Below are 13,464 nucleotides of genomic sequence, written 5' to 3'. Positions count from 1 at the left end.
TAGCGCACAAAAAAGCCACGACCCGAGTCGTGGCTTGTTCATTTCAAGGGGAACGTGAAACGCTCTGAGGCGTTCAGGCCGTCTGCGGCTCCGGTTCAGCTTCGCTATCCAGATCCCGGCTAAAGTAGGCGCGGGTCTCGGCGATCACCACATGGCGCAGGCCAATCAGGCCGATGAGGTTGGGCACCGCCATCAGACCGTTAACGATGTCGGCCAACAGCCAAATCATATCCAGATGGAGGAAAGCACCGCTCGCCACCAGCGCCAGATAGACCAGACGATAGGGCTTGATCGCCTTAACCCCAAACAGGTATTCGGTGCAGCGCTCGCCGTAGTAGTTCCAGCCAAGGATGGTGGTAAAAGCGAAGAACAGGAGGCCAATGCTCACCAGATACTGGCCGACATGGGCATCAAGCCCCTGGGCAAAAGCCAGACTGGTCATGGCCGCGCCGCTTGCATCGCCGCTCCACACTCCGGTCACCACCAGGGTCAGGCCGGTCATGGTGCAGATGATGATGGTGTCGATGAAGGTACCGGTCATGGAGACCAGCCCCTGTTCCACGCACGAATCGGTCTTGGCCGCCGCCGCCGCGATGGGTGCAGAGCCCAGCCCCGACTCGTTGGAGAAGACCCCGCGCGCCACCCCAGACTGAATGGCCAGCATGATGCTGGCACCGACGAAGCCGCCGGTCGCCGCATGGCCGGTGAAGGCACTCTCGATCACCAGCATAACGGCATCGGGCAGGGCGCTGGCGTTGTTCACCAGCACGCCCAGACAGGCGACGATGTAGAAGATGGCCATGAAGGGCACCACCTTGCTCGACACGCTGGATATGGACTTGATCCCTCCCAGGGTCACCAGCGCCACGATCAGGGTCAGCACTACGGCGGTCGCTTCACGGGGCACCGAGAAGGAGAGGCTCATGGCGTCGGAGATGGCATTGACCTGCGGGAAGGTACCGATCCCGAAGAAGGCGACACCGATGCCAAACAGGGCAAACAGCTTGGCGAGCGGCTTAGAGCCGAGCCCCTTCTCCAGATAGTACATGGGGCCGCCCGCCATCTGGCCGTTGGCATCATGCTCGCGATATTTAACCGCCAGCAGACACTCGGCGTACTTGGTGGCCATACCGAACAGCGCCGCCATCCACATCCAGAACAGGGCTCCGGGGCCCCCCAGTTTGATGGCGGTGGCCACCCCGACGATGTTGCCGGTGCCAATGGTGGCAGAGAGAGCAGTACAGAGAGCGCCGAAGCTGGAGACATCCCCCTGCTTGCCCTGCCCCTGATCGCGGCCAAAGACCAGTCGCAGAGCGAGCGGCAAGCGCACGACCTGAAGCAGACCCAGACGCAGGGTGAGATAGATACCGGTCCCGACCAGCAGGATCAGCAGGGGCGGACCCCAAATAAAGCTATCGATGGCGGTTAACGCCGATTGAATTGATGACATGCATCCTCCTTAAGAAACAGAAATTAAGGAGGAGAAGGATGATCTTCCCATAGGTGTCACGATCAGCCAGAGGCGATCGGATGCGGGCCAAGAACGTGTTCACACTCTTACTGCGAGGCCGTGATCAAGGCTCATGTGCAGCTCGCTTATGTGGGACCGAGAGGCTCATGTATTTACATACACTCCGGTTCCTGCGCTGCTCTTTACCTTGCTGACGACCTCTCGTTACAGATCGTGAACAGTTCCAAGCTCAGGTACAACCATCCCATCCCCTCTGTCCTTTTGCCTGAGAGTTTCCGGCGCCAGCCTGCCCTTGCGGGTAGTCATGGTGCCTTGCTCCTTCGGCGCCCGATTTAACGGGTCTCTCCAGAGTATCGTCCAGTAGCAGTCCACACCGGTTGCCCGGTACCTGAAAGATTCACTTCTTCGGTGGATGGTTGCCCATCACTCTCCTGCTACCTTCATCCGAACTAGTTTGGATTAGGAAGCGGGCATGTTAATCCAAAAAATGTGAGCTGTCTCGCACTTGAAATCCGACCGCCGCACTTTTTTGCCCTCCGGGCAAAACCTCACCACCTTGTTAAATGTTGGTTAACTATCAACAAGTTAGGCACTAACGACTGAAATGCGACCCGAACGGGAAAAGTGCCGGATAGAGAACAGGGCTCTCTCTCGTTTCGTTAAGAAAAACTTGCCGACATATCCAATCAAAATGCTTGCACACAGAATCAATAAGCCGATAATCCGGCGCATAACCAAGCACTTTGCCATCAATTTATGCACTGTGTTCGGTTGGTCCCACCGGACCGCTCGCCTGACCCGGCCGTCGCCGGTTCAATCGCATATGGCTTGGGCATATCACGCCCCCTAAGGATGACCAAAAGAGAATGAACGAGACCCTGGTTGCAAAAGATGTGGTCGCACAAGATTACCGTCAGCTGGTTGAACAATTCGGCTCCCCCCTGCTGCTGCTCGACAAGGCAGCCGTCCGCAAACAGTATCGGGCGCTGGCCGCCGCCCTGCCCGATGTACGATTGCACTATGCACTCAAACCCCTGCCCCACGAGGCGGTGGTCTCTGTCTTGAAGGAAGAGGGGGCCTGTTTCGATCTGGCCACCAATGGCGAAGTGGATCTGGTGCGCAGTCAGGGGGTTCGCCCGGGACGTTGCATTCATACCCATCCCATCAAGCGCGACAGCGATATCCGTTATGCGCTGGAGTACGGCTGCACCGTGTTTGTCTACGACAACCCGCTGGAGCTGGAGAAGTTCATTCCCTACAAGGACGAAGTGAAACTGCTGCTGCGGGTCAGCTTCCCGAACCCCGAGACCAAGGTCGATCTCTCCAAGAAGTTCGGCTGTACCCCGGAGCAGGCGCTGCCGCTGCTGCAACTGGCGCACGCCAAGGGTCTCAAGGTGATGGGGCTGTCGTTCCACGTCGGCTCGCAGGTCCCCCACTCACGGCGCCATGTGCAAGCCATCGACGCCTGCCGCGAGATCATGGAACAGGCCTGGGCGCTCGGGCTCAAACCCTGGGTGCTGGATATCGGCGGTGGTTTCCCGGTCGACTATGAAGGGGGCGAGTTCGATATCGACGGCTTCTGCGCCCCGATCCGCGAAGCGCTGGCCAAGCTGCCTGCCACCGTGCAGAAGATTGCCGAGCCGGGCCGCTTTATCAGCGCGCCAGCCATGACCTCGGTCTCCAGCGTGATGGGCAAGGCCCACCGCGGCGACAAGATCTGGTACTACCTGGATGACGGCCTCTACGGCAGCTACAACGGCCAGCTCTATGACCACGTCACCTATCCGGTGAGCACCCCCTATGCCAGCGGCGAGCAGCACAACTCGGTGCTCTCCGGCCCCACCTGCGACAGCGTGGATGTGATCCGCGATGGCATCATGCTGCCGGATCTGGCTATCGGCGAGCTGGTGGTGGGTAAGGTGATGGGCGCCTACACCTGGGCATCGGCCTCCACCTTCAACTTCTTCCCCAAGGCGAGCATCCTGATTCTGGACAGCAGCCAAAAGGGGCAGAAGCTGGTGGCGGTTGCCTGAGCACACCGCTCGCTCGCCAACAGGTTCACTGGGCAAAAACAAGAGGGGGAAGCTTGAGCTTCCCCCTCTCTCATTGCACCGGCACCAATCAGATAAACTGGCTGGTCAGCAGCCAACCGGTATAGGCGACAAAGCACGTCAGCAGCACGCCCCCCTCCAGCCGGTTGATCCGCCCCTGTCCCTTGCGGCCCAGACACATCATCAGCAGCAACAGGGTCAGCCCCATCATGATGCTCCAGTCACGGGTAAGCACTTCCGGCGCCACATCGAGCGGGTGAATACCCGCCGCAATCCCCACCACCGCCAGGGTATTGAACAGGTTGGAGCCCAGCACGTTGCCAAGGGCCAGATCATGCTCGTTCTTGCGAATGGCGATCAGCGATGAGGCCAGCTCCGGCAGCGAAGTACCAATAGCGACGATGGTGAGACCAATCACCAGATCGCTGATACCGAGCGCCTGAGCGATGGTGACCGCCCCCCAGACCAGCAAACGGGACGCACCGATCAGCAGCACCAGCCCGACAACCAGCCAGAGAATGGCGCTCTTGAGGGACATCCCCTCGCTCTCGATATCCTCGGCAGTCTCCGCATCCAGTGCATCCCCCTTGCCATTCATGCCAGCCCAAATGGACCACCCCATCAGAACGACGAAGACGACTCCCAGAATGGCGGCATCCATCCGGCCCAGATGGCCATCGATCAGCAGGGCGCCGGAGAGCAGGGTAATACCGAGCAGGATCGGGATCTCCTTGCGCACTACCTGAGAGGCCACCGCGATGGGGCTGATCAGTGCCGTCAGACCCAGGATCAGCGCGATATTGGTGATGTTGGAGCCATAGGCATTGCCGAGCGCCAACCCGGGATTGCCCTGCGAGGCGGCCAGTGCCGAGACCACCATCTCCGGGGCCGAGGTGCCAAAACCGATGATCACCATACCGATCAGCAGCGGCGGCATCCCCGCATAACGGGCGGTGGCGGCTGCGCCATCAACAAATTTGTCTGCACTCCAGACCAGCAGCGCCAGTCCGGCAATCAGGGCAACAAAAGCCAGGGTCATAATCTCTCCATCCCATCGCCAGCAAACAGCAGAGCCAGGCTCGGGGCCTGGCTCCTGCCACAAAGGTGGCCCAGTGTAACTGGCCGACCTCCCATTTCAAGGGAAAATCAAACGGCGATTAACATTTCACAGTGCGGCCAGCAGACTCGCGGCATCGGAGACCTCGAACTTGCCGGGCGCCTCCACAAACAGCTGCTCAACCACGCCATCATTGGCGATCAACGCAAAGCGCTGGGCACGCACGCCGCCAAAGGCGCCGGTATCCTTGGCAAGGCCCAACGCCAGGGTCCAGCTGCCGTCGCCATCCGCCAGCATGGTGATCGCCTCGGCGTTCTGGGCAGTCTGCCATGCCTTCATCACGAAGGCGTCGTTGACCGAGAGACAACAGATGGCATCCACCCCTTTGGCCATGAACTGGTCGGCCAGCACCACGTAACCCGGCAGATGGGCATTGGAACAGGTGGGGGTAAAGGCGCCGGGCACCGCAAACAGCACTACTTTTTTACTGGCAAACAGCGTGTGGCTATCCCGCAGTTGCTTGCCCTCGGCGGTGATAAAGGTAAATTCGCCCGCAGGCAGGGGTTGTCCTACAGCAATCATGGCTTCTCATCCTGAGTCGTAGTGGAAAGTGGCCAGTTTATCCCAGAGTCATGACGCAGCCTAACCGGAGCCCGGAGCTGGGCTACGGATGACGGCAGGCATTTTACCCTCGAGCAGACTACTCTTGAGCAGGTTTCACGGCGCCAGGAGGCCCCATGCAACACTATTACGATGGTCTGGAAATTCGTCCCACTGCCATGCGCGAACAGCAGCAACTGGACCAGCTCAATCATCAGCTGACCCATGTCAGTCAGTACTGCGCCGGTTACTCCAGCGCCTATCGCCAGTGTCACCTCGAGGATCTGGCAGAACTGGCCACCCTTCCCTTGCTGGACAGCACCGAGCTGTTTGCTGCCCAGCAGGCTCACCCCCCCTTTGCCGGTCTCACTGGCCGTCCCGCCAGTCAGGCACTGCGGGTCTTCTCCTGTCCGGGCCAGCTGGCCATCCCCGAATATGCCGGGGCGGACTGGTGGGGCGCCGCCCGGGCGCTGTTTGCCGCCGGCTTCAAGGCGGGGGAAGTGATGCTCAACGGCCACGACTACCACGCCGGCCCCACCGCCTTTATCTTCGATAACGGCGCCCGTCAGCTGGGTGCCCCCGTGGTACCTTGCGGGCCCCACGATACCCAGCGCCAGCTGGAGGCACTGCTGCGCTATCAACCCACCGGCTATGTCGGCCCGCTGGTGACCCTGCTCGACCTGCTGGAGGCTGCCGAGGCGGCAGAGATCCCGAGCGACTCGCTGCGCCGTGCCCTACTGTGCGAAGCAACCCATCCCGAAACGGCACCGCTGCGCGCCATTCACGGCATTGCGGCCCTCAACTGTCTGGTGTGGCAGGATGTGGGGGTGGTGGCCTACGAGAGTCAGCCCGGTCAGGGCTTCATCGTCAACGAGAGCTGCATCGTCGAGATCATCGATCCCGCCAGCGGCAACCCCGTGAGTGGCGACGAGACTGGCCAGTTGGTGGTGACAAGGCTCGATCTGGAGTATCCCCTGCTACGACTGGCCACCGACTGGCAAGGGCACTGGCTCGCCAAGCCGAGCGCTTGCGGGCGCACCAACCGGCGCCTCAAGCTGGTGTAGCAACTAAAACAGATGCACAAATGCAAACGGGCAGCCATCAGGCTGCCCGTCTTGTCTCTGGCGAGGAGAATGTCTGACGCTTGTCAGCGCCTCGCCTGCCAGGTGGCGATGGCGAGCAGGGAGTCAGGGGTAAACTCGCTGGCGCGCTCGGCAATTTCGGCCAGGCTCATCCAGTGCACCGCGCTCACCTCTTCGGCCTGCAGCTGCAACGGCCCCTGATAGCGGCAACTGAAGAGGCCACCCCAGACCCGGTAGCCCTCCCCTTCGGCATAGAAGCTACCAAATCCTTGCAAAGGCACATCCGCGATACCCAGCTCTTCGGCCAGCTCGCGCCGGGCGGAGAGCTCCATCTCCTCACCGGTCGTGACCACGCCACCGGCGCAGGCATCCAGCATGCCGGGGCAGAAATCCTTGCTGAGGGTGCGCCGCTGCACCAGGATCCGATCCGCGTCGTCGAGCACCAGAATATAGCTGGCACGATGGCAGAGATTCTCCCGCCGCACCTTGGCTCGCTCGGCCACGCCAATCACCCGGTTATTCCCGTCCACCACATCAACCCATTCCACGCGCAGGCCCTTTCGTTCGTTCCATTCGACTGCCCGCAGTATATCGGTGCGGTGGTTTGCCATGGCACAACTTTTTCGATGACGCCGTCAATTTGCCGAGCCCATCAGCAAAATAAGGATTCATGCAAATCTTTACAAACCGTCATCTCAGTGTCATCGACCGACACCATAGTGTGCCCTGTCCAGGCAATCAGGAACCTTGTGATGAAGATGTTCAAGCAGTTATCCCCACGGCAGATCGCTCGCTACATCAAGAGCTTTCACCGAGGCTATTTTGCCATCGAGTCGCTGGGGACATTTGAATTCAACGCGGGCAGGATCAGCCTCCATGGCCTGACCTGCCGCCAGCGGCTAAGACTGGCTCGCCAGATCAATCAAGCCGTCAGCCAGCTTCGTCACAGCGCGCCTTTGCCGGACATGTGAGTCAAAGGGTCTTGCCCTACTGTCTGTGGTGTATCCATGCTTTGCCCGCCGGCTACTCGCCGCGCGGGCCGTTTTCGATGTCGGTAATGATGCCGTTGCGCACCGTCACGAAGCGCATGAACTCGTTCTTGCCGAAGTTGTAGGTCCAGCGTTCGCCATATTTGACCTGCACCATGTTGCCAAACTGGTTCTCCTCGTTGCGGTTGAGCTCTTCGCGCAACATCGGCTCACCGCACTTGAGCAGCATCTCGGCGGTGGTGTCTCCCTCGGTGATCAGGGCGTTCTTGCAGCGCATGGCATCGGCACTGGCCGGAATGCTCAACAGCAACAGGGCCAGCCCCGCTACCTTCTTCATCTTCTTGCTCATCGGGTTCTCCTTTCCTGTCGAATGAGTCGCAGTATGCCTGTTCCCGTTTCTGAAAAAACCAGTCAATGGCGCAAAAGAGCCGCCATTTTCTGCTCTCCAGCCCGCTGGTTGCGACAAATGCTGTCTATCACCAAGCCCCAAAAACAAACGGCGACCCGAGGGTCGCCGTTTGCATCAAGCCAGCAGGATCACAGGATGTCCAGCAGCTCGACTTCAAATACCAGTGCAGAGTAGGGCGGGATGGAACCGGCACCACGGGCACCGTAGGCCAGGTCGTGGGGGATGTAGAGCTTCCACTTGGAACCAACCGGCATCAGCTGCAGCGCTTCAACCCAGCCAGCGATCACGCCGGTCACCGGGAATTCAGCCGGCTGGCCGCGGGCGACGGAGCTGTCGAATACGCCACCGTGGGTGAAGGTACCGTGGTAGTGCACGCGAACGGACTGACCGGCTACCGGAACGGCACCGTTGCCTTCTACCAGCACTTCGTACTGCAGACCGGAGTCGGTCACGTTCACTTCAGCGCGCTTGGCGTTGTCAGCCAGGAAGGCTTCGCCGTCAGCAGCGGCGGCCTTGGCAACGGCTTCCTGCTCTTCTTGCATGCGTGCAGTGATCACCTGGAAGGCATCATTGATATCGTCACGGCTGACCGCGAACTCCAGACCATTCAGGGCATCTGCCAGACCTTGTTGCAGGGCCGGGATATCCAGACCGGCGAAGGCTTGCTGCGCCAGCTGATCACCCATGTTGCGGCCGATGCCATAGCTGGCCTTCTGTTCGATAGAGTCGTATTGGGACATTGAGATGTTGCTCCAGATCCATGTAGTAAAGAGGCGGGATAATATCAGACTTTTAGTCGGGGTGCTGCCGGGGCCGCCCCTGATTTCCCCGTCAGTGGGAGGAACTTCACACAAGAAGCGGATGAACGCCGCCCAACGGCGGCGATCGGCTTAACCGCGATCCAGCAAGGCTCTCACCGCCGCCACCTTGGCGCCGTCGGTGATATTGACCCGGCCGTCATCCGAGGTGCCCATGTTCACTCCGTGCGGCACCATGCCACCGCGCCAACCCATGCCGGACATATGCACTTCGCTCACTCCGGTGAACTCGATGATGGTACGCACGTTGTCGGCATTGACCCCGGCCCCCGGCATCAGACTGGCACGACCCGCCAGCGCCTGCTGCATCGCTTGCAGGGTCTCGAGCCCCGCCAGCGCGGTCGGCGCATGGCCAGAGCTGAGAATGCGCTCGCAACCGGCAGCGACAATGGTTTCCAGATCGAGGCGCCAGTCGGAGGAGAGGTCGATGGCACGATGGAAGGTGACACCCAACGGACCAGCGGCATCCACCAGCTGTTGGAGTTTGGCGGCTGGTACCCGCCCCTCCTCATCCAGCAAACCGACCACCACCCCTTGCAGGCCAGCAGCGCGCGCGGCCGCGATATCCAGCAGCATCATTTCGAACTCGCCGTCGTTGAAGCAAAAATCCCCGGCGCGCGGGCGGATCATGGCGTACACCGGCACGGTAGCGTGGCGGGCAGCCAGTTGCATAAAGCCGTAGGAGGGGGTCAGGCCACCCAGACCCAGCGCAGAGCAGAGCTCGATGCGATCCGCCCCGGATTGCTGGGCGGTAAACAGGGATTCCAGGTTGTCGATACAGATTTCAAGACGGGTCATGAGGACTCCTTTTTCGGGGAGATCAGACCCCACATCTGATCTCATAGATTGAGCAAGGCTGCACCGCGCACACCACCGGCGCCGCCGAAGCGGGCCTGGCGGATCTCGGGCAGGGCGACCCCGGGCAGCAAGTGACCGGGCAGGCGCAGCGGCAACTGTTCGTAGAGGGCGGGCAATTCACTCAGACCGCCCCCCAGCACCACCACCTCGGGATCAATCACCGAAATGGCGGTGGCAAGCCCGGCGGCCATGATCTCCAGCCAGCAGTCGACCGTCTCGACCGCATGGGGTTCATGGGCCTCGAAGCGTCCCACAATCTGGTGACCCGTGGCGCGCTGGCCATGGAAATGGTGATAGAGACGCTCCAGACCGGTGCCGGATGCATAGGTTTCAAAACAGACCAGACGGCCGCAGCCGCAACGGGGACGGGGCAACTCGGGGTACTTCATCAGCATGGTCGCGGGCAAGGGGTAGTGACCGATTTCGCCAGCCAGCCAGTTACGGCCCTGGATCAGCTTGCCCGCCAGATAGACGGCGCCGCCGATACCGGTGCCGATGGTGACACCGAGCGCACTGCCTGCGCCGTCGGCCGCCCCCTGATGCACTTCGGACCAGAGGAAGCAGTTGGCATCGTTATCCACCTTGACCGGCCGTTCCAGCAGCTCGGCCAGATCGGCGCCCAGATGACGACCATTGATGGAGGGCAGGTTGGCCGCCACTATGCTGTGATCGTGGCTGTTGATGACGCCGGGGAAACCGATGCCGACCGAACCCCGCGCGCCGAAGCGGGCATCCGCCTGCTCGACCCGGGTGCGGATCAGCTGCTGCAACCCTTCGTAATCATTGCCCGGGGTGCTCATGCGCTCCTCATGGCAGAGGTTCAATGCACCGTCATAGACCGCGAAGGCAATCTTGGTTCCACCGATATCAAAGCCGTAATACATGTCCGCACTCCCTTGTCAGCCCGTGTTTATCCAACTCTGTTCTGGGGGGACATTGTATTAATTCGCAAAAAAAATAAAGTGACCGGGGGCGAAAAACAGGAGAGTGATCAGAGCAAACGACTCATTTGTCGCTGCAGGCAGGGCTGCCCGAGGCTTAGCAGGGTGCGCTCCTGACCATCGAAACTAAAGCCACGGCGCAGGTAGAAACCCTCGCCAATGTGGTTGCCATCGAGCAGCCACAATTTGACGCAACTGCAACCGGCGCGGCGCATCTGCATCGCCACCGCCTGCCACAGCCGCTTGCCATAGCCTTGCCGCCAGTGATCGGGATGGAGGTAAAAGGCGCGGATCAGGGCGCAGCTCTGCCCCTCTTCCTGCAGTGGTTGCCAGTAGAGCAGGCCGATCACCACCTCATCGAGACAGAGCAGCATGGGCCTTGGGCCCGGCTCGGCCAGACGGCTTTGCCAGATCTGCAGGTGGGCGGTCACATCAAGCTGCTCCAGCAGATCCGGTCCCAGCACCTGACCATAGGCAGCGAGCCAGCTGGCCCGCTGCATCACCGTCATGGCGGCGGCATCGTCGCTACGCGCCATGCGCAGGCTTATGCCTTGCATTGGGGCTCCAGACCCGATGCGCGAGCCTGTTGATAGAGCGGCAACACGTCAGCTTGCTGTGCCTGCAACTCGGCGATCCGGTTCTCGTTGCTCGGGTGGGTGGAGAGCAACTGGGGCGGGGCTTTGCCACCGGCAGCGGCACTCATGTTCTGCCACAGGGGAATGGCTTCCGCCGGATTGAAACCGGCGCGGGCCATCAGCTCCAGCCCCAGCCGATCCGCTTCGCTCTCCTGAGAACGGCCATAAGGGAGCATGACCCCCACTTCCATCCCCAAGCCCAGTGCAGCCATGGTGGCGCCGCGATACTCGCTGGTGCCCATGGCGATGTCGGCTGCCGCCAGACCGATACCGGCCAACTGGCTGCGCGAGAGCCGCTCGTTGGAGTGTTGGGCCAGCACGTGAGTCAGCTCGTGGCCGATGACGGTGGCCAGCTGATCCTGATTCTTGGCCACCTTGAGCAGGCCGCTGTAGACCCCAATCTTGCCACCGGGCAGGGCGAAAGCGTTGACCTGCTTGGAGTCAAACACCACCACTTCCCAACTGGTGATGCCATAGCTGGCTGGCACCTGGGCGGTCACCGCCTTGGCAACACAGGAGACATAGGCGTTGAGTTTGGCATCCTTGCTCACCTTCTCCTGCTTCTTCATCTGCTCGAAGGAGTCGGCACCCAGCTGACTCATCTGCTGGGGGGAGTAGAGCAGCATCTGGCTGCGGCCAGTCGGCGACTGGGCACAGGCGACCAACAGGGAACTACAGAGGGCTACCAGGCCAAACTTGGTGAGGGACGCAATCATGAAGGGATCCTTTGCCATAACGTTGCCCTATTCTCGGAAATGCCGCACCGCTACGCAAGGGAGCCAGCTCCGGCTGGCGGAAAAATATCCATCCAGCGCGATTAACAGAACTGACAGCCACCCAAAACAAAACGAGCCCGCAGGGGCTCGTTTTCACACCTTATGCTGACTGCAAGCCGTTACATGATACCCAGCTTTTTCAGGTCAGCCTCTACCACCTTGGCCGGCACCGGCACGTAGCCATCTTTGGCCACGATGCTTTGGCCCGCTTTGGAGAGCATCATCTTGACGAACTCTTGCTCCATCGGGGAGAGCGGCTTGTTCGGATGCTTGTTCACGTAAACGTAGAGGAAGCGGGAGAGCGGATACTTGCCAGTGATGGCGTTGTCAGCATTGGCTTCGATAAAGGTCTTGCCATCCTTGGAGAGCGGAACAGCACGCACGCCGGAGGTAACATAACCGATACCGGAGTAGCCGATGCCGTTCAGGGAGGCAGAGACAGACTGCACCACGGAGGCAGAACCCGGCTGCTCGTTTACGCCGCTCTTGAAGTCGCCGTTACACAGGGCGTGCTCCTTGAAGTAGCCGTAGGTACCGGATACCGAGTTGCGACCGAACAGTTGCAGATCCTTGCTGGACCAGTTGCCGTCCAGACCCAGATCAGACCACTTGGTGGCGGCCTTGGCTTCGCCGCACTTGAGGGTGCTGGAGAAGATGGCGTCGATCTGCGGCATGGTCAGCCCCTTGATGGGGTTGTCCTTGTTGACGAACACCGCCAGCGCATCGACCGCGACGCGGATGGCGGTCGGCTTGTAGCCGTAACGCTTCTCGAATGATTCCTCTTCACCGGCCTTCATGGCGCGGCTCATCGGGCCAAACTGGGCAACACCTTCGGTCAGGGCGGTCGGCGCGGTAGAAGAACCGGCGGCCTGGATCTGCACATTGACGTTGGGGTACATGCGCTTAAATTCTTCGGCCCACAGGGTCATCATGTTGGCCAGGGTATCCGAGCCGACAGAGGACAGGTTGCCCGAGATGCCGCTGGTCGGGGTGTAATCCGGCAGATTCTTGTCAAGGCCATAAGCCAGGGTGCTGGCAGAAAACAGAGTCGCTGCGGTAAATCCGATTACACCAGCCAGTTTGTTGAGTTTCATCCAATCTCTCCAAAGTTACAAAAGGCGATTACCTTGAGTTTCATTCTGTCTCCTCTCTCCAAGGTGACAGAAGGCTATTGCCAATACATGGCGCCGATTAACACTCTCTTGCGGTAGTCAATTCGACTGAGTCAGCGGTGAGTTCCATTCCGACTCACTCTCCAAAGTTACAGAAGGTCCGTTCTTAAGACGGCGCCAGTATCTGACCTGGCAGTGACAAATTTATGGATTTAATGTGACACTTTAATGACATGGCGACAGATTTGAACCAATGAAAAGAGGGCCCGTTCCGAGGCCCTCTTGTTGCAGCTAACCCATTGCCATAAAAGACTATTTAATCACCACCATGCGGTTTGGGATGAGAAAGCTGAAGCGACTGCCAAGGCCGACCCGGCTCTCGATATCGAGCTGACAGTCATGATGACTGAGGGCGTGCTTGACGATAGCAAGGCCCAAGCCCGAGCCACCGGTATGGCGCGAACGGGCTCGATCCACCCGATAGAAACGCTCGGTCAGTCGGGCCAGATGCTCGGGTGCGATCCCCTCCCCCTCATCACTGACGGCAAACAGTGCCATCGCCCCCTGCCTGCGCCACTCCACGCTGATCTTGCGTCCCGCCGGGGTGTAGTGGATGGCGTTGTAGACCAGATTGGAGACGGCGCTGCGCAGCTGCTCCTGATCCC

General features: G+C 60.3%; 15 protein-coding genes and 1 riboswitch. Of the genes, 3 read left to right on the top strand and 12 right to left on the bottom strand.

What is annotated here, in order from left to right; all coding sequences use genetic code 11:
- Window positions 1-73: 73 nt before the first annotated feature.
- Window positions 74-1,450, bottom strand: coding sequence for an alanine/glycine:cation symporter family protein (locus LD28_RS0100800; protein ID WP_033135140.1), 1,377 nt, complete (start codon window positions 1,448-1,450; stop codon window positions 74-76).
- Between the two features lie 264 nt (window positions 1,451-1,714).
- Window positions 1,715-1,830: riboswitch (glycine riboswitch) on the bottom strand.
- Between the two features lie 507 nt (window positions 1,831-2,337).
- On the opposite strand from LD28_RS0100800, the gene LD28_RS0100795 reads away from it, so the two are divergent.
- Window positions 2,338-3,504 carry a type III PLP-dependent enzyme gene (locus LD28_RS0100795; RefSeq protein WP_033135139.1) on the top strand — a complete coding sequence of 389 codons (1,167 nt, stop codon included), beginning with the start codon at window positions 2,338-2,340 and terminating at the stop codon, window positions 3,502-3,504.
- Window positions 3,505-3,592: 88 nt separating this feature from the next.
- On the opposite strand, the gene LD28_RS0100790 is transcribed toward LD28_RS0100795, so the two are convergent.
- Both LD28_RS0100790 and LD28_RS0100785 read right to left on the bottom strand, forming a co-directional pair.
- Window positions 3,593-4,561, bottom strand: a complete 969-nt coding sequence (locus LD28_RS0100790) for a calcium/sodium antiporter (RefSeq protein WP_033135138.1) — start codon at window positions 4,559-4,561, stop codon at window positions 3,593-3,595.
- Between the two features lie 126 nt (window positions 4,562-4,687).
- Window positions 4,688-5,161, bottom strand: a complete 474-nt coding sequence (locus LD28_RS0100785) for a peroxiredoxin (RefSeq protein WP_033135137.1) — start codon at window positions 5,159-5,161, stop codon at window positions 4,688-4,690.
- A 155-nt stretch (window positions 5,162-5,316) separates the two neighbouring features.
- Between LD28_RS0100785 and LD28_RS0100780 the strand changes: the two genes are divergently transcribed.
- On the top strand, window positions 5,317-6,243 hold the full coding sequence (locus LD28_RS0100780; RefSeq protein WP_033135136.1) for a phenylacetate--CoA ligase family protein: 927 nt from the start codon (window positions 5,317-5,319) through the stop codon (window positions 6,241-6,243).
- Window positions 6,244-6,326: 83 nt separating this feature from the next.
- Here the strand turns inward: LD28_RS0100780 and yfcD are convergent, their stop codons facing one another.
- Window positions 6,327-6,809: an NUDIX hydrolase YfcD gene (yfcD, locus tag LD28_RS0100775; RefSeq protein ID WP_033135220.1), complete on the bottom strand. Its 483-nt coding sequence runs from the start codon at window positions 6,807-6,809 to the stop codon at window positions 6,327-6,329.
- A gap of 204 nt (window positions 6,810-7,013) precedes the next feature.
- Between yfcD and LD28_RS0100770 the strand changes: the two genes are divergently transcribed.
- Window positions 7,014-7,232, top strand: coding sequence for a DUF1107 family protein (locus tag LD28_RS0100770; protein WP_033135135.1), 219 nt, complete (start codon window positions 7,014-7,016; stop codon window positions 7,230-7,232).
- Window positions 7,233-7,284: 52 nt separating this feature from the next.
- Here the strand turns inward: LD28_RS0100770 and LD28_RS0100765 are convergent, their stop codons facing one another.
- From LD28_RS0100765 to LD28_RS0100730, 8 genes are all read right to left on the bottom strand, one after another.
- Entirely contained in the window at window positions 7,285-7,599 is a 315-nt protein-coding gene (locus tag LD28_RS0100765) for a DUF2845 domain-containing protein (protein ID WP_033135134.1), read from the bottom strand.
- 188 nt (window positions 7,600-7,787) lie between these two features.
- The gene (locus LD28_RS0100760; RefSeq protein ID WP_033135133.1) at window positions 7,788-8,399 is read right to left on the bottom strand and encodes a BamJ family beta-barrel-assembly machinery protein; all 612 of its coding nucleotides are present in this window, start codon (window positions 8,397-8,399) and stop codon (window positions 7,788-7,790) included.
- 150 nt (window positions 8,400-8,549) lie between these two features.
- A complete protein-coding gene (locus LD28_RS0100755) occupies window positions 8,550-9,275 on the bottom strand; it encodes a copper homeostasis protein CutC (protein ID WP_033135132.1) in 726 nt (241 codons plus the stop codon).
- A 41-nt stretch (window positions 9,276-9,316) separates the two neighbouring features.
- Window positions 9,317-10,219 (bottom strand): ROK family protein, encoded by a 903-nt coding sequence (locus tag LD28_RS0100750; protein WP_033135131.1) that lies wholly within the window; start codon window positions 10,217-10,219, stop codon window positions 9,317-9,319.
- 107 nt (window positions 10,220-10,326) lie between these two features.
- Window positions 10,327-10,833 (bottom strand): GNAT family N-acetyltransferase, encoded by a 507-nt coding sequence (locus tag LD28_RS0100745; protein ID WP_033135130.1) that lies wholly within the window; start codon window positions 10,831-10,833, stop codon window positions 10,327-10,329.
- A complete protein-coding gene (locus tag LD28_RS0100740) occupies window positions 10,821-11,627 on the bottom strand; it encodes a M48 family metallopeptidase (RefSeq protein WP_033135129.1) in 807 nt (268 codons plus the stop codon). Before LD28_RS0100740 ends, LD28_RS0100745 begins: the two co-directional genes overlap by 13 nt.
- Window positions 11,628-11,806: 179 nt before the next feature.
- Window positions 11,807-12,781, bottom strand: a complete 975-nt coding sequence (locus LD28_RS0100735; RefSeq protein WP_033135128.1) for a PstS family phosphate ABC transporter substrate-binding protein — start codon at window positions 12,779-12,781, stop codon at window positions 11,807-11,809.
- A gap of 330 nt (window positions 12,782-13,111) precedes the next feature.
- Window positions 13,112-13,464 (bottom strand): ATP-binding protein (locus tag LD28_RS0100730; protein ID WP_033135127.1); only part of this gene is annotated, 353 nt, incomplete at its 5' end.

The organism is Aeromonas finlandensis (assembly GCF_000764645.1).
GTDB classification, from domain to species: domain Bacteria; phylum Pseudomonadota; class Gammaproteobacteria; order Enterobacterales; family Aeromonadaceae; genus Aeromonas; species Aeromonas finlandensis.
Note: the sequence above shows the minus strand (reverse complement) of the source record. Positions and strands in the feature narration are given on the sequence as shown.